14 protein-coding genes are annotated in these 17590 nt (G+C 39.8%); 7 read left to right on the top strand and 7 right to left on the bottom strand.

All coding sequences use genetic code 11. The features are described from left to right. Nucleotides 1-243: 243 nt before the first annotated feature. Nucleotides 244-2964: a non-ribosomal peptide synthetase gene (locus IFO69_RS12605; protein ID WP_192010479.1), complete on the top strand. Its 2721-nt coding sequence runs from the start codon at nt 244-246 to the stop codon at nt 2962-2964. A 69-nt stretch (nt 2965-3033) separates the two neighbouring features. Here IFO69_RS12605 and IFO69_RS12600 read toward each other — a convergent pair whose 3' ends face one another. Together IFO69_RS12600 and IFO69_RS12595 are read right to left on the bottom strand one after the other, a co-directional pair. Beyond that, complete coding sequence (locus IFO69_RS12600) at nt 3034-3732, bottom strand: response regulator transcription factor (protein ID WP_192010478.1); 699 nt, start codon at nt 3730-3732, stop codon at nt 3034-3036. Continuing rightward, nucleotides 3729-5429 (bottom strand): sensor histidine kinase, encoded by a 1701-nt coding sequence (locus tag IFO69_RS12595; RefSeq protein ID WP_192010477.1) that lies wholly within the window; start codon nt 5427-5429, stop codon nt 3729-3731. The genes IFO69_RS12600 and IFO69_RS12595 overlap by 4 nt, the downstream gene beginning before the upstream one ends. A gap of 208 nt (nt 5430-5637) precedes the next feature. Here IFO69_RS12595 and IFO69_RS12590 point away from each other — a divergent pair, with 208 nt between their 5' ends. From IFO69_RS12590 to IFO69_RS12570, 5 genes are all read left to right on the top strand, one after another. Further along, the gene (locus tag IFO69_RS12590; protein ID WP_192010476.1) at nt 5638-6294 is read left to right on the top strand and encodes a hypothetical protein; all 657 of its coding nucleotides are present in this window, start codon (nt 5638-5640) and stop codon (nt 6292-6294) included. A gap of 102 nt (nt 6295-6396) precedes the next feature. After that, complete coding sequence (gene lysA, locus IFO69_RS12585; protein WP_192010475.1) at nt 6397-7632, top strand: diaminopimelate decarboxylase; 1236 nt, start codon at nt 6397-6399, stop codon at nt 7630-7632. A gap of 384 nt (nt 7633-8016) precedes the next feature. Then, on the top strand, nt 8017-9558 hold the full coding sequence (gltX, locus tag IFO69_RS12580) for a glutamate--tRNA ligase (protein ID WP_192010474.1): 1542 nt from the start codon (nt 8017-8019) through the stop codon (nt 9556-9558). Nucleotides 9559-9609: 51 nt separating this feature from the next. After that, nucleotides 9610-9813 carry a hypothetical protein gene (locus IFO69_RS12575; protein WP_192010473.1) on the top strand — a complete coding sequence of 68 codons (204 nt, stop codon included), beginning with the start codon at nt 9610-9612 and terminating at the stop codon, nt 9811-9813. 76 nt (nt 9814-9889) lie between these two features. Beyond that, nucleotides 9890-10552 (top strand): porin family protein, encoded by a 663-nt coding sequence (locus IFO69_RS12570; RefSeq protein ID WP_192010786.1) that lies wholly within the window; start codon nt 9890-9892, stop codon nt 10550-10552. Nucleotides 10553-10719: 167 nt separating this feature from the next. On the opposite strand, the gene IFO69_RS12565 is transcribed toward IFO69_RS12570, so the two are convergent. The 4 genes from IFO69_RS12565 to IFO69_RS12550 form a co-directional block, all read right to left on the bottom strand. Continuing rightward, a complete protein-coding gene (locus IFO69_RS12565) occupies nt 10720-11838 on the bottom strand; it encodes a DUF4221 family protein (RefSeq protein ID WP_192010472.1) in 1119 nt (372 codons plus the stop codon). Between the two features lie 200 nt (nt 11839-12038). Next, the gene (gene pruA, locus IFO69_RS12560; protein ID WP_192010471.1) at nt 12039-13670 is read right to left on the bottom strand and encodes an L-glutamate gamma-semialdehyde dehydrogenase; all 1632 of its coding nucleotides are present in this window, start codon (nt 13668-13670) and stop codon (nt 12039-12041) included. 86 nt (nt 13671-13756) lie between these two features. Further along, nucleotides 13757-14452 (bottom strand): YjjG family noncanonical pyrimidine nucleotidase, encoded by a 696-nt coding sequence (locus IFO69_RS12555; protein ID WP_192010470.1) that lies wholly within the window; start codon nt 14450-14452, stop codon nt 13757-13759. A gap of 12 nt (nt 14453-14464) precedes the next feature. Continuing rightward, nucleotides 14465-14845: an ArsR/SmtB family transcription factor gene (locus IFO69_RS12550; protein ID WP_192010469.1), complete on the bottom strand. Its 381-nt coding sequence runs from the start codon at nt 14843-14845 to the stop codon at nt 14465-14467. A 134-nt stretch (nt 14846-14979) separates the two neighbouring features. Between IFO69_RS12550 and IFO69_RS12545 the strand changes: the two genes are divergently transcribed. Beyond that, a complete protein-coding gene (locus IFO69_RS12545; RefSeq protein ID WP_192010468.1) occupies nt 14980-15627 on the top strand; it encodes a carboxypeptidase-like regulatory domain-containing protein in 648 nt (215 codons plus the stop codon). Between the two features lie 234 nt (nt 15628-15861). On the opposite strand, the gene IFO69_RS12540 is transcribed toward IFO69_RS12545, so the two are convergent. Beyond that, nucleotides 15862-17466, bottom strand: a complete 1605-nt coding sequence (locus tag IFO69_RS12540) for an aminopeptidase P N-terminal domain-containing protein (protein WP_192010467.1) — start codon at nt 17464-17466, stop codon at nt 15862-15864. Nucleotides 17467-17590: the final 124 nt, after the last annotated feature.

The raw sequence follows: 17590 nt of genomic DNA, 5'->3' as shown, positions 1-17590 counted from the left end.
TCCCAAATATTTTCCATTGAAATGAAAAAGTTTAAAAAAATATGTATAACATTTTTTTGTTTATGAAATTCATTTTTATATTTACAAACAAGTAATAAGAAAAAATTATTTACGGCTAATTATTAATTAAAATCCAATAATTCCTAATTATTGAAATAACCTAGTCTGGCTAATCAAGAATAGGGAAATTGGTAAAACATTAAGCTTTTTTAGCTCACTTTTAATTACTAACGATCTTTTAACATGAGTACAGTTGACAACCAACATTATCCGAACAAGGCAGCTTTTTTAACATCAAACTTTTTAACTCCTTGTTCGGATGAATTTTTGACTACCAAAAGTATTGAACCTCAGAACGGCCTATTAGATGTACCTTTTATGGAGATGATCCATGAAATGGCATCAAAATATCCTGAAAAATCCGCCATAGAGTTTTTTGATCAAACCATGACCTACCAAGAGTTGGAAACCAGGTCCAACCAGCTAGCAGCATTACTTCTGGACAAGGGGCTCTCAGAGGGGAATATCATTGGTATTGCAATGGACCGATCTATAGACATGATCGTGGCTATATTGGGTGTAGCCAAATCAGGATGTGCCTACCTGCCTCTTGATCCAAACTTCCCCACAAACAGATTAAACTACATGCTTGAAGATGCAGGAGCAAAGTTAATTATCACTTCCAATACATTTGAAAGCGCAGCGATGCAAGGCATAGAGCAGCTTTCTTTTAAGAAGATTAGCGACATGCTATTCGCCTATCAATCCTGGTATTTCCAGCGCAAACAATCCCCAAGCAGCTTAGCCTATATTTTATATACTTCTGGTTCTACAGGCAAACCTAAAGGTGTCCAAATCTCACACAGAAATCTGAGTAACTTTCTGTTAAGCGTGCGGAAAAAGCCAGGAATGTATCCAAGTGATAAACTCTTGGCCATTACCACCATTTCATTTGACATAGCTTGTTTGGAAATGTTTCTCCCTCTTATCAGCGGGGCAACAATAGTATTAGCTGATTCCTTGGCCATTAAAGATGGAAGAACCCTGCTCAAACTCTTGATCGAAAAGGGAATCACTTTTATGCAGGCCACTCCTGCAACTTGGCGGATGCTTTCTATGGCGGGCTGGGACAAGTCACTTCCATTAAGAGTACTCAGTGGGGGAGAAGCCTTCCCCAAAGACTTGGCTAACAAACTTTTGTCTCTTTCACAAGAGGTATGGAATGGTTACGGACCAACTGAAACCACCATATACTCCACCATGAAAAAATTGGAGATTGGCGAAGAAAAGATCAGTATTGGAGTACCAATTGACCATACCCAAGTCTATATTTTGGATGAGAACATGCAACAGGTAGAGGACGGGGAAGTAGGTGAAATTTATATCAGTGGAGAGGGAGTTTCCCTAGGTTACTTAGGTAGAAAAGACTTGACCCAAGAACGTTTTGTTGTAAACCCTTTTGACGATCAGCATCCCGTTCTTTATCAAACAGGAGACCTTGGTAAAACCTTACCCAATGGGGAAATTGAATGCTTGGGAAGAATAGATCATCAAGTTAAAATCAGAGGATACAGAATTGAACTGGGAGAAATAGAGCAACAACTTCTTCGGGAGGAAGAAATATCAGAAGTAGCGGTAGAAGTCTGGGAAGACATCCCAGGAAACAAAAGACTGGTTGCCTACATTGTCCTTTCAGAAAAAGGAAATTCGGACTCAAGCTTTGATCAACATATTGGTCCCTGGAAAGAATTACTTTCCACCAAACTGCCTTCTTATATGATCCCTACAGATTGGGTAAAGCTAGAAAGACTTCCCTTAACTGCCAATAATAAGATTGACCGCAAGGCTCTTCCTTCCCCAAACACTGCCAAAATCATACAACTTAAAGAGGGTCAAAAGCCCGTCTCTGATACCCAAGAGCTGATTCATAATATATGGAGCAAAAGTCTTGGAATCGCTGCCATTAATATTGATGATGACTTTTTTGACCTTGGAGGACATTCACTATTAACAGTGGATGTCATGACCAAACTGGATATAGCTACTGGCAAAAACCTTCCCTTGACTGCTTTATTCCAACACCCTACCATAAGGAAATTTGCGTCGTATTTGGATACTTGGAATACAGAGAGTCATCAAGAAGACCAGTGGCGATCATTGGTCCCGATCAGAACAAGCGGGACCAAAACACCCATTTACTTGGTTCATGGCATGGCAGCAAACGCCTCCACTTTCTTTAAGCTACTCAATCTCTTAGATAAAAATCAACCAATTTATGGTTTTCAGTCCAAAGGGCTGAGCGGTCAGGAAACTCCCAATTATACCATTGAAGAAATGGCTGAACATTATGTGAATGAAATCATAAATCAAAACCCTGATGGCCCTTACATATTGGGAGGGTATTCATTTGGCGGTTTTATTGCTTATGAAATGGCGGCTATTTTGAGGAAAATGGGAAAAGGGGTGGATCACATATTACTTTTTGACACCCAGGCCACTTCAATTTCACCCTTAGACCAAGAAAACGACTCCAAGTTGAGCCAAATTGGCAAAACATTGAGTAAAAGGAAGGTTGAATTTCAGGTTATGTTCCAAGCCCCTAAGACTTTTCAAAAAATCAAATCCAGGGTTGTCAAACGCAAAAAGCAAAAGCTTTTACAAAAGCTTGGGCTGATACCTAAACCTGAAGCTAACGACCGCACTTCCATAATCAAAAAAATCAGGTCTATCAACCATCAGGCAATGTTAAACTACAGTCCCTCTCCTCAAGAAGTAAACATTGTATTATTTAAGGCCAAAATCATCCCTAACAAATCATTGGACCACAAAACCAATGGCTGGAGTGATTATGCGAAAGGAGTTAAAGTGATTCCTGTAAATGGAGATCATTTTACACTTTTTGAAGAACCCTTTATTTTTGACCTCGGTAAAAAACTTAACCACTTTTTAGAAGAACCTGTTTAGTTAATTTTTCATTTTAAAATCCCCTAGTTCCTCTGTGAACCCAGGGGATTTTTTTTGACTTGACAAGCATCAATCCTCGCTTACTACCATTTTGAACCCTTCCCCATGCAAGGTAATGATCTGAACCTTTGGATCGGTCTTCAATAATTTTCTGATCTTACTCAAATAGACATCCATGCTCCTGGCATTGAAGTAGCTGTCATCTCCCCAAATTTGCTTCAGGGCATAGCTTCTGTTTACCGGTTTATTCAGCTCAGCAGCTAACAATCTGATCAATTCATTTTCTTTGGAAGTCAACTTATGTTTACCTTCTGGACTTTCCAAGATTTGTTCATCGTAATGAAGCACCAAATCTCCCATGCTGTAATTTTTGAGCGCAGCTGGCCCTTCAGCGCCTTTCTGGGTTCTTTTCAGGATTGCCCCAATCCGAAGCAAGAGTTCCTCCATACTGAAAGGCTTGGTAATATAATCGTCAGCTCCTATTTTCAATCCTTCGATCACATCATCCTTCATGTTTTTGGCCGTAAGGTAAATGATCGGAATATCTTCTTCTATTTTTTTAATGTCCTTGCCCAGGGTAAAACCATCCTTTTTAGGCATCATGATATCCAAGATACAGAGGTCATACTTATCTTTCTTGAATTTAGACCACCCCTCTTCACCATCCCTGCACAAGGTGGTTTCATAACCTTTCATAGTCAGGTACTCCTGTAAAATATCTCCCAAATTTGGGTCGTCCTCCACGACCAAAAGTCTTGCTTTGCTCATTTTTTCCTAGGTAAAGTGATGGTAAATGTACTTCCTTTATTGATCTCGCTCTCTACAGCAATTGTTCCATGATGCTCTTCCACCATGGTTTTTACATAGGCCAAGCCTAAGCCAAAGCCTTTTACATCATGAACATTGCCTGTCGGCACACGATAGAATTTTTCAAAAATCTTTTTCACAGACTCTTTGGACATCCCCATTCCATTATCACTGATGGTAATGGTAAAACCCTCCAAACTCTCCACTATTTTTAATCCAATATTGGGTTCTTCCTTGGTGTATTTATTGGCATTATCCAATAAGTTATTGATGATATTGGTAAGATGAAAGGCATCAGCTTCCAAATAAGGATTCCTCACATCCATATCCAGATGAATAGCTCCTCCCTTTTTCTCCACCTGCAAGTCAAAATGACGCTTTGCATCCTTAATCAAATTCACCAAATCTACCTGTTCAAACTTTAGCTTGAAGTCCTTTTTATCCAGCGCGGCCGCCTGAAGTACTTTCTCCACCTGAGTACCCAATCTCTTATTCTCATCCTTTATTATCCCAAGATAGCGATTTCTGAAAGCATCCTGATTGACCAGTTCTGGATCCTGTAAGGCTTCTACCGCCAAACTCACAGTGGCAATGGGCGTCTTAAACTCATGGGTCATGTTATTGATAAAGTCATTTTTGGTTTCTGACAGCTTTTTCTGTCGGATAATGACCTGAATCGCATAAACAAAACACAAAATGATAATCAGTAAAAACAGCAAGGAACTTGACAGAGGCAACCAAATTTGTTGAAGCAGATAAGCTTGTTTTGAAGGAAAGTTAATCAACATGTAATTTTCTTCTCCCACTAAGTCTCCAGGAAATAGCTCAGCTTTGATTCCATTCTTTTTTATAAATTGAATATCCTCTACATGATTGATTCGGATCAATGAATCATCACTATCCAAAATAGCCAATTCAAAATTTCCAGTAATACCCCTTTTCTTTAATTGGGAACGGATATCCTTATGCAGATCTGCTGTATCAATTCTTCTCAGGATATTTTGCTCAGAATCTGCAAACAATTGAGTCATCACCACCTCCACGAGTTCAATTTTCTTATTGGCTTTGACAATATTCTCTGCTACATTTTCCGAAACATTGTATTCCTCTATGATCAACGCTTCCCGATTCATTGCATAGTCCTGCACTTGCTTAAAGCTATCTTGCTTGGCCACAAAATCCAGGTATTTTTCTTTCTCCTGAAGGTAAATGGCCATTTCATCAGGTGTAAATAACTGGCGGGCAATGGAAGGAGGCATCTCAAAATATTTCTGCAGTTCAAACTGATTTTGCGGCTTACCTCCACGGGCAGCAATCATCCGCATGAATGTCTGTGAAACCTGTGGCACACGATCCCTAAAAATAGAATCAACCATGGAAGGCCTCCTTTCAATAGACACTTGCCTTCTAATATTGAATTGGATAGGCTCTATCTTTTGAAAAAGCTCATGCTGGAAAGAAGTGTCCTTAGCTACAGCATTTAAGATGATATCACTGGTTTCCCCTTTCTCCAACTTCATAATACTTGCCGCCAAAGACTGGTACACGTTCTGCTCAAACCTTTCCTGATTGATCTTGATGGCATTGGCCACCCAATAATACTGGAAGGCCACCAAGCCCACACAAGCCAGGGACATGAGGAGAATAATTATTTTCATTTTTGTCTTAGACATTTTACAAATTTATAGGTTATCCTGAAGTATCGCCGAAGCTTAACAATTTTTAACAAGGCTTAACATCACACCTGTAGAATTTTATTTTGAAATAAGGTAATTTTATCACGATCAACATATACAAACTGTTGCATGTCACCAGATTCATTTGATCCATCACTTTATTAGTTTGTTTCTCTAAACCCGTATCACTATGAAAACGAAATTCAATTGGCTAATGGCTGTAATTTGCTGCTTTGCCATTTCCTCCACCTCATTCGCCCAAGAAGAAAACAAAAGTGAAACCAAATACTATCTTAATGTATCCTCTGAAAAGGACGGTGTCAAAGAAAATATATCCAAGACTTATGACGATCGCCAAACAATGGAAAAAGACCCTTTTTTCAAAGATTTAGGTATTGACTTTCCTGATGGACAGCATGACAAATTGGTATTGGAAACCACTGTAAACGACAAAAAGATCAGTTTGTCCACTATGAAATTTAACTCTCCCAAATTTGCCATCGGAAAGCACGTAGCTTGGGTAAATCGGGATGAAGATGTCAATGTGGAAATTTTGGATAAGGACGGACAGCAAGTAAAAATCATAGAAAGAAGAATAGAAAACCCCGATCATCAATTTAGGGTGGGTTATCCCCTTCCTCCAGGTCATGGTAATTTCGAATTTCACACTGAAGAAGTAGAAGGTGGAAACGCAATGGTTTTCAGTAAAAACAAACAAGTTGAAGTTTTTTCCTTTGAGAAAGATGATGAGGGAAACATCAAAATGTCCGACCAAGAGGTTGACAAAACCATCAAACGCTTGGAAGAAATGATCAAGGAATTGAAATCCGCCAAAAAGAATAACTAAGGCTCATCTTAAAATAAGCTATATCTTAAAGAGGAAGGCCCTGCCTTCCTTTTTTTGTTGCCTCGCCTTTTCTATCTTTGCCCACTTAATTATTGATGTATCATGACTATCGAGAACGAACAGTATCAGATTCAAGGTGTTCCTCTTTTGGACATCACCAAAGAATACGGCACTCCGGTATATGTCTATGACGGACAGAAAATACTGGATCAAGTAGCCGCTTTGAAAAGCGCATTTTCTACAGTAAACCTAAAGATAAAATACGCTACAAAGGCTCTTTCTAACATCAATATCCTGAAGTTGATGAAGAAAGCTGGTACTGGAGTAGATGCAGTTTCGATAGAGGAGGTCAAGTTATGCCTTCATGTTGGCTATGAAGCTTCAGAGATCATGTATACGCCCAACTGTGTTTCATTTGAGGAGATCCAGGAAGCGGTTGATTTTGGTGTAATGATCAATATCGACAACATTCCAATGTTGGAGCATTTTGGCACACATTATGGCACTAGTGTCCCTATTTGTATCCGCCTTAATCCGCATATCCTGGCTGGAGGAAATGCCAAAATATCTGTTGGGCATATTGACAGTAAGTTTGGCATCTCCATCCTGCAATTGAAACATGTACTCAAAATAGTAGAAGTCCACAACCTTCAGGTAATTGGGCTTCATGTACACACTGGTTCAGATATTTTGGATGCAGAGGTATTCCTAAAAGGAGCTGAAATTCTTTTCGATGCTGCTAGGGAATTCAAAGACCTTAAATTCTTGGATTTTGGAGGTGGATTTAAAGTAGGCTATAAAGAGGCTGATATCACAACAGACATTCAGGATGTAGGCAAGAAAGTTTCTGCTGCCTTCAAGGAGTTCTGCCAAGAATATGGAAGAGATCTTGAAATATGGTTTGAGCCTGGCAAATTCCTGGTCAGTGAATGTGGTTATTTGTTGGTTAGTGCCAATGTCATTAAATCTACTCCAGCTTCAACATTTATAGGCGTTGATTCAGGCTTGAACCACTTGATCCGACCTATGATGTATGATGCATATCATGGCGTGGAAAATATCTCAAGACTTTCAGGTCCAGAAAGAGTTTACACCATCGTTGGTTATATCTGTGAAACCGACACTATTGCGGCAGATAGAAAACTGAAAGAAGTGAAGGAAGGTGATATTTTGGCGATCAAGAATGCCGGAGCCTATGGCTTCAGCATGGCTTCCAATTACAATTCAAGATTAAGACCAGCTGAAATTTTAGTCCTTGACGGAAAAGCGCAATTGATCCGCAAAAGAGAAACCTTTGATGATATTTTACGACATCAGGTGGACATTGGAATCAGCTAAACATGAAGATTTTAGATACAAAAAAACAGATTTATCAGGGATAAAACTTTGAGCATTAATGGTATATATTTAAATTAGCATAAGTATAAAACCAAGCACAAGTCCTGGTAGTAATAATTAATTCACCAAAGCTCGGAGCCAACTCTCCGAGCTTTATTTTTTGTATAAATACCACTTATCAGAGATTTATAAAAATAGGAAAAACCAGTTCGATACCGTGCATCAAGTATTGAAAGCACAAATGCGCTCAAAATTGCCATATTTCCATATTGAAAAAGGTAATTTATCATTCCTTCCCCATCTTTTTTGTATCTTTGCCAATTGAATTTCGAGGGGAATTTCCCCGGTGTGATTTACCTTACTAAAGGAAAAATATCAATAAAGATGACTAAAGAAGTACGCGTTCGTTTTGCCCCATCTCCTACAGGAGCTTTGCATATCGGCGGTGTCCGCACTGCCTTGTATAACTATCTCTTTGCCAAAAAACAGCAAGGTAAATTCTTGCTTAGAATAGAAGATACAGATCAGACCAGATTTGTTCCTGGCGCTGAGGATTATATCAAAGAAGCATTGGAATGGATTGGGATTACCCCTGACGAAAGCCCTTGGACTGAAGGCCCTCATGGTCCTTACAGACAATCTGAAAGAAAGCCACTGTACATGCAATATGCCATGGACCTAGTGGAAAAAGGCTTTGCGTACTATGCGTTTGATACTGCTGAAGAATTGGATGCCATGAGAGAAAGACTTACGGCTGCAAGAGTGGTTTCTCCGCAATATAACTCCATCACCAGAACCCAAATGAAAAACTCCCTAACCCTTCCTGAGGACGAGGTTAAGGAACGTTTGGCTTCGGGAGAACCTTATGTCATCAGACTAAAGGTACCAAGAAAAGAAGAAATCAGGCTAAATGACATGATTCGTGGATGGGTGATGGTTCACTCCAATACCCTTGACGACAAGGTATTGATGAAATCTGACGGAATGCCTACCTACCATTTGGCCAATATTGTGGATGACCACCTGATGGGCATCACCCATGTCATCCGAGGTGAAGAATGGTTACCCTCTGCACCTATTCACGTCTTGCTTTACCGTTACTTGGGCTGGGAGGACAGCATGCCTCAATTTGCCCACCTGCCATTGCTTTTAAAGCCTGATGGAAACGGAAAACTATCTAAGCGAGACGCAGACAAAAATGGATTCCCGATTTTCCCAATGAATTGGACCGATCCACGTACCGGTGATTTCTCACAAGGCTTTAAAGATGCAGGCTATTTGCCTGATGCTTTCGTAAACTTCCTGGCTTTCCTTGGTTGGAACCCAGGCGATCACCGGGAAATCTTCAGCTTGGAAGAATTGATTGAAGCTTTTTCTGTAGAAAGAATTGGCAAATCAGGAACAAAATTTGATATCAATAAGGCCAAGTGGTTTAACGAACAATACCTAAAAGCCAAATCAAACCATGATCTTGCCATATATCTTATGGAAGACTTGGAAAAAGAGGGGATTGAAATTCTTCAAGCCAAGGCAGAGAAAATTGTCTCCATCATGAAGGAAAGAGCTACATTCCCTGCTGACCTTTGGAAAGAAGGCAGGTTTCTTTTGATCGCACCAACAGAGTTTGATGAAAAGGTAGCTGGCAAAAAATGGAATGACGACGCCGTAAAAGTGCTCGGTTCCTACAAAGAATTACTTGAAAAATTCCAGGGAGAATTCACCCCTGAAACCGCCAAATCGATGCTGGAACAAGCTGCAGAATCCAATGAAATCAAACTCGGTAAGGTAATGCAAGCTGTTCGATTGGCCATCACCGGAGTAGGTGCAGGCCCAGATTTAATGGAAGTTTTTGTCATTATCGGCAAAGATGAACTAATCAAAAGGATAGATTTTGCGTTAAATACCTTAGAGGTAAAAGCAAATTAATCAAATCAGCCATTTTCGATGGTGAAAGTGGCCAATGAAGAAAGGAAAGTCATGGCTAAAAAAAACAAAAAAGAGGAAAACCCGAAAGTGAATCCTGAATTGGATGGATTCAAAATGAACATCAATTCCTTTGGGGAAATTTCCAGTTCTTTTTCCATTGACAAGATCAATGAGTTTCTGAACAAAAATGTGGAAGATAAAAAACTCAAAGACCGGGAAGACCTGGACGAGATCAAAAATGACAAGAAAAAATAGTCCACATAAGTGGACTATTTTTTACTTTTTTACACCTTTAATGCCAGATTAGCTTAATCCATTCGCCTTGAATATAATTATTAAAGCCTCCTTCATATTTTTATTGGTCATTGCATCCACTGCACTGATCCAAGCTCAAACCAGCATTGGGATTCGTGGCGGACTGTCCTACTCTGGAATGTCTTATCGCCCAATCCCTTCCATTCCCAACCAAAAAGTACATGGAGTCAAAAGCCAACCTGTTTTTGGTCTTGCCTTGGAACATTATTATAAGGATCATGCAGGAATAGAGCTTGACATTCAATATGTAACTACTGGTTATATCGAATACAATGAAGAAGAAACCCTTTCCAATGAGACCCAATTTGACTACCTGAAAATCCCCTTGCTTTCCAACTTCTATTTTGGAAGATCTGGCCGGTTTCATATCAAAATGGGGCCACACTTTGGCAGACTGATGAAGGCTACTGACGTAAGAAGGGAGTTTGAAACAAATAATCCTGATGTACCCATTCTGCCCACCTATGGCCAAGAGGATGATGATCCCAACCGTTTTATGTATGGCCTGACTGCCGGTGCAGGAATCTCTAAAGTATTCGGCAAAAGTACTATTGTCGCTGAAGTGAGGGCCTCCTACGAATTTGGCCGACCAGAAAGCCAAGACAGAATTTTTGATATGTCAGGCTCCAACCTAGAATTTACCGTTTCTTATCTGTTCCAGGTTTTGGAGAGAAAATAAGACTTATTGATAAGATTCAAAAAAGTAGCTTTAAAAAATCTTAGAATCAATAAAATGAGCATTGATTTTTGATCAGATCAACCTTTTAGAGAGAAGTACATTAACACACTTAATATTGATATTTAAAAAAATTCAGAAACTTAGGATATTGAAACCAAGGTTTTTGACTACTCCATCCCGGGTAAATTAATTTTAGCGTACCCTATTTTGTCATCACTTTCCTGAATACCAAGTTTCAGGTAAAAGCCATTGGGCGTAAAAAAACCCAAGGAAGAAAACTCGTTAGATGTAAATGTCAACTCAGCGATTTTTGTTAAACGATCATCCAGAACAATAAAGCTGCGGTTTTCGATTCCCTGCTCTAAGTCTACTCCTAGCTTAGCCGATCTTACTATCACCCCATGCGAAGGGCTGTACTGCAGCGTACCATATTGGCTGGATTCATGATTGGGATTGAACACTATATATTCACCGCTTTTTTCTGTTGTCCCCCTAATAAATGACATGGGCTCATTACTTCCAGCATCCACCCAAGTAGTTTTTCCTGCTATTATGCACAGCAGCTTATCATCGGCAGGAAAAGAAATGTAGTGTTCCTCTTTGCTAGTCGAATAGGCGTGGGAATAACGGCTAAATTCTGAATCATCTAAAAATTCTCTATACTTCTTTGGAAAAGTAAAATTCACGTAGCTATCATCTTCTGACTCCAAATCATACCTTAAGAGCCAATTTTCATATTCAAGCATTGGTTCTTTCAGCACAAAAGGAACATCGGTAACAGTGACTATATTACCTTTTAGATAAATCGGATTATGTACAAAAGTGGCATAATGAGAACTTCCCCTCAAAGTGTTTTCTTGCGCAGGTAAATCGTGTCTACTAAGAACCTTTCCGTCATGTTCAGCCACTATTAGCTGCTTACCACCCGAAAGAAACAACATACTATCTTCGCTAATCAAACTTCCAGAAATAAAACTCCCAATGCCATTGGGGCCTTCCTTTTCGAAACCCTGAATAGAAAAAAGGTCACCTGTACTATAATCGTACTTTAATAGCCTTAGGCCATTAAACTGGCAGAGCAGTTCTTTCCCATTTTTTTTAATATAGGTAAAATCAGTACCCAGCGACTGTGTATTTAAATCTTTCTCAAGCCATAAGGTATCCTTTACTAAATCAGTCAGCGCCCCTGAAATAAATATACTATTATTTTCAGATTGGTTATTGCAGCTGCTAAGGACGCTGGCTATAAAAAAACAGAAGATTAATCTGGAAAATAGGTGAAGCATGATAGCACTTTAAAAAACAATAAAAACATAGTATTGAGACAAGTATCTAAAAAAGCTGTCTTATAAGTCGTTATGATTTACATTCTGACGTGAGGAAGAATCTCAAATACTCATTGTACAAAAATACAAAGAGTCGAAATTTCTCTTTTCGCCCAAATGACAACTTATAAAACAGCCTCTGAATTCTATTCTAAAATCTATCAATCCTCTCCTAAGAAAGGATACCTATAATCTGTAGCCGGAACAAAAGTCTCTTTGATGGTTCTTGGAGAAACCCACCTTAACATATTGATCATGGCACCAGCCTTATCATTGGTACCAGAAGCCCTGGCTCCACCAAATGGCTGCTGACCCACCACTGCTCCGGTACATTTGTCATTGATGTAGAAATTACCAGCAGCATTTCTCAATTTCTGCGTGGCCAATTGAGCTGCATACCTGTCTGTAGAGAAGATGGCTCCAGTAAGGGCATATGGAGAGGTTTGATCTACCAACTCCAAAGTAGCTTCAAAGTTGTTTTCCTCATACACATAAACCGTCAATACAGGTCCAAAAATTTCCTCACACATGGTTGTATACATTGGATCTTTTGTCAAGAGCACAGTTGGCTCTACAAAGTACCCTTTTGATTTATCATATTTACCACCTGCAATTACTTCTAGACCATCTGCCTTGGCATTGTCAATGTATTTGGCGATTTTATCAAATGACTTTTCGTCGATCACCGCATTGACAAAGTTGGTAAAGTCTTCTGTTCCACCCACCTTGATGGTGGACAAGTCCTCCTGAATGTACTTTTTCACATCTTCCCAAATGTTGGATGGAACATAAGCGCGGGAAGCAGCAGAACATTTCTGTCCTTGGAATTCAAAAGCTCCTCTAACCAACCCAGTTGCAAACTGCTTGGCATCGGCAGACTTATGAGCAATCATAAAGTCCTTACCACCAGTCTCTCCTACGATTCTTGGATAAGATTTGTACTTGGTAATATTTTCACCTATTGTCTTCCAAATGGTTTGGAAAACAGCTGTAGAACCTGTAAAGTGAATACCAGCAAAGTCAGGGTGATTAAATACAACCTCACCAGTAGCCGGGCCATCCACATAGATCAAGTTGATCACACCATCAGGCACACCAGCTTCCTTGAACACCTCCATCAACACCTTAGCAGAATAGATCTGGGTATAGGCAGGCTTCCAAACCACTGTATTTCCCATCATCGCCGGGGCAGTAGGCAAGTTACCAGCAATGGCCGTGAAGTTAAACGGTGTCAATGCAAAGATAAAACCTTCCAATGGGCGCTGTTCCAATCTATTCCAAACACCATTTCCTGAAACTGGTGGCTGTTGGGAATAAATCTCAGTCATGTACTTCACATTGAACCTTAGGAAGTCCACGATTTCACAAGCCGAATCAATTTCTGCCTGGAAGGCATTTTTCGACTGCCCCAACATGGTGGCAGCATTCATTTTATATCTATAAGGGCCTGCAATAAGATCCGCAGCTTTTAAGAAGATGGCAGCGCGTTGTTCCCACTCCATAGTCTCCCATGCTTCTTTGGCACCCAAAGCAGCATTGATCGCTTGCTCCACATGAGACTTATCACCTTCGTGAAAATAACCAAGGATATGTTGGTGATCATGAGGAGGAGAAAGAGGCAGTTTATTACCAGTTCTCACTTCTTCACTTCCTATGTACATAGGAACATCCACCTCTTGGGAACGAGCTTCTTTCAACGCTGCTTGCAGCGCAGCTCTTTCCTTTGAGCCTGGGGCGTAGTCAAATACCGGTTCATTTTTCGGTTCCGGTACATTGAAAAAACCTTTAAGCATAATGATTTGAGTTTTATATATTCTGTTTGGCACAAATATATAAATTCAGGACGGAATTCAATGCCTATAAGCCGATGATTGACAGTCTACAAAATACTCTCCAAATCTTTCAATTTGGCAATGGTATAGGTTGCATTTGGCTGGCAGTCCACCGCATGAGGGTTAAAAAACACTTGGTCTATAGCTGCATTTCTTGCTCCCTGAATATCAGAGACTGGATTATCACCAATCATCAAGCACTCCTCCGCATCAGCTCCAAGTCGCCCCATAGCATATTCAAATATCCGCTTATCTGGCTTTTTATGACCTGTAGTTTCCGAGGTCACCACCAAATCAAAATAAGCATGAATGCCCGATGAAGTCATTTTCAACGCTTGACTTTCATTGAAACCATTGGTAATGACATGCAACTCATACTTCCCTTTCAGGTAAGTCAATATCTCTTTCGAGTAAGGAAACAAATGAGGTTTGGAAGATGTCCTTTGCATAAAATCAGACTCCATCGACTCAGGCACCAAAACATCATGGGCACCAAAATGGTCAAAGATTCTTCTGAACCGAACTTTGCGTAATGTATCCTTATCTATTTTACCCACATTGTAGTGATCCCATAAGCCCATATTGACTTTTAAAAAAGCTTTGTAAAAATCGTGGTTTGAGGGAACCCCGAAATTTTCTAAGGCATAAATTTCATAGAGTTCAGAAAGGGATTCCTGTACATTCCGATCATAATCCCACAAGGTATGGTCTAGATCGAAAAACAAATGGCGGTACTTTTTCAAAATCAAGTTGGTTTACCGGTAAGGGTTGTTTTCTATTTTATTGATGGCCAATTCTCGATTGGAACGCAAGATCTCACAAATTTCTTGATCCCTGATCAATTTAGCATCTTTTTGAATAAACTTAAATATCTGATTAATGATGTCAATTGCTTCATCCAAGATGTAATAAAAAGTCCACTGATCAATCCTTTTGCTTCCCACCAAACCGGAATTTCTCAGATAAGCCAGGTGTCTGCTTGTTTTGGTTTGGGTAAAATCCAGAATATGTTCCAAGTCAGAAATACACATCTCCTTGTTCTGGATCAACAGATGAATGATCCTCACCCTGGGTTCTTCAGAAAGAGCCTTAAAGACCCGCATTCCGTAATTTAAACTGATATTTTTAAGTCTCATTTAATAACTTTTAACGAAGAAACCTGCTTGAAATTAAGAAAATACCCCGAAAATAACCTATTATAGCGGTTGAAAATGAAGGCCAATGTGTGAACCATTTAGCCTACAGGACGTTTCTCATAAAAAGAGTCATTTTGAAAGTTTCTATTCCATATCTCTCCATCTTTTTATTTTTTGCCCTCTTAGCTGTAGGGACACAAAATACCAATGCACAAAATACCCAAGAAAAGAAGGTTATTCAGCTTTCCGGGATCATTTTGAATGCTGATAGTACCACTGCTGTTGCTGGTGTAAACGTGTATGTCCCCACCAAAGGCAGGGGAACCAGCTCCAATCACTTTGGGTACTTCTCTATGCCTGTGGCTGAAGGAGATAGTGTAGTATTTAGTTTTGTTGGCTTGAAAAACCAAACCTTCAAAGTACCTCAAACTGTTGAAGGTGATAAAATCAGTCTTGTACTTACCATGGTTCAGGACGAAATTGCCCTAGGAGAAATAGAAGTAATGCCATACCCTACTGAGGAAGAGTTTAAGCAGGCCGTTTTGGCAATGAACATTGAAGATATTCCACTGGATAGGGGCAACCTGAGTCCACAAATGTTGTTGAGATGGGCAGAACAAATGCCGGCCTCAGGAAATGAAAACTTCAGAGCTTTCCAAAGTGGCCAGATGCAACAAATCCAAGATCGCTATGGTCCTCGTTCTTTCCCTCTCCTGAATCCATTTGCTTGGGCTGAATTTATTAAATCCATCAAAAGAGGAGATCTAAAAAGCAAAGATTAAAAGGTATTGAATTAGTAAACAAAAAACCCAAGCGAAAATTTTCGCTTGGGTTTTTTGTCGTATGTATATCCGCAATTTTACCAATAAAGATTAAAAGCGAGTAGAAACGACCCTTTTGATTAATGTATCCACTGCTTCAGGCTTCAGTTCTATCTGGCAGTTAGACAGGCTTCCGACCACTTAAGCAAAGGATTTATGGTTACTGGCATCATTGCGGATAATCAGATAGCTTTTTTATAATTCTGGTAAAACCCAATTTTCCAATACACTTGGCTTGGCCATCATTGCCTCCACATCGTCGCTACTTCTAGGAGCTTCAGCAGATAGGTTTTCAAATCCACTTTCAGTGATCAAGACATCATCTTCTATTCTTACAGCAATGTTCCACCACTTAGGGTCACAGTCACTTCCTTCTGGAATATAGATACCAGGTTCCACGGTAATCACCATACCTGCTTCCAATTTTCCGTACCCACCGCGATCATGCACATCAAGTCCTAAATGATGACTGGTTCCGTGCGGAAAATAACGGTGACGCTGACCACGCACTATGATTCCCAATTCAGCCAAACCTTCGTTAATGATCCTTTGGGCAACCTTTCCTACTTCACCAAACTCAGTTCCTGGCTTGCACATTTTTATGGCCTCATCCTGTGCCTTGTATACCAAATCATAAATCGCTCTTTCCTCCTCAGTAAACTTTCCATTGATAGGAATCGTACGCGTCACATCGGCCGTGTAACCTCTCCACTCTGCCCCAAGATCCATAAGCATCAAACGCTTATCAGGGTTTCTCAAATCATTGGAAATATAATGAAGAATACAACCATTCTTCCCAGCACCTACTATAGAAGGATATCCTACCGCTTCTGCACCATACCTCTTATACACAAACTCATGAATCCCTTGTACCTCTCTCTCTGAAATTCCAGGCTGAAGTGCTTTCATCACTTCTATTTGTCCAATGGCAGAAATCCTAATAGCCTTTCTTAGCATCTCTATTTCCTCTACTGTTTTAACTCCCCTCAATGCATTCATCATTTCTGGTAAAGCTGAAATATTCAGTTTACTGCTTGGCAGCTTTTCCACCACTTCCATACGCTTTTCTGGAGATTCTGCATTGGCAAACTCCATCAACACATTATCGTTTTCAACCTCAGGGTAATACTTTCTGTACCTGCCTATCACTTGGGCAACATTGGCTGAATTTTCCAAATCAGTTGCCCTGATCAATTCATACATCTTATTGGTTACCTCGGACATTTGTGCTGGATACTGCGTCATGGCTTTGAAGCTTTCACGCATAGCCATCATGCTTTTATTGGTAGAACTTTCCTCTATTCCATCAGAAAGACTAAAGGATAGGATTTTATCAAATCTGTCAAAGTCTACCTTAGGATCAGATACAAAATCTTCATTTAAATAAACATGGTCAAAACCCAATTTTTCTTTCACTCCTTCGGTACCTAAGCGCTTCCCATTCCACATCTCGGCATTTTCATCCCTTGGCTGCACATAAATCACCTCATCAACCATCTCAGCGCCCATTTCAACTTCCTCACTAAAAATCAGCAATACCGAATTAGGCTCCCTATAACCTGTCAAGTAAAAAAAATCAGTATTCGGATGATATTCAAAATCCACATCATTCGATCGGTTTTTTACGGGAGAGGTAAAAAAAACCGCCACGGAATTCTCCGGCATCATGTTTCTGACTGCCTCCCTTCTAGCCTGGTGAAAATCTTTTCCTAACCCATCATCAAAATAGGATTGGGCATTTGTCCACTGTGAAATCACTCCGAAAACCAGTAGCACCATTATAATTTTATAATATTTCATGTTTTGATTTTTTTCAATTTGATTATTGAAGAGGGAATTTACAATCGTTTTTACATAAATGTAAATTTCTTTACCTTAGACAACCGTTCTTCAATGATTTCCACCAGTTATCTCGCTCTGGGCC

Source organism: Echinicola arenosa (genome assembly GCF_014841125.1).
GTDB lineage: Bacteria > Bacteroidota > Bacteroidia > Cytophagales > Cyclobacteriaceae > Echinicola > Echinicola arenosa.
This window is presented reverse-complemented; position numbering and strand designations above follow the sequence as displayed.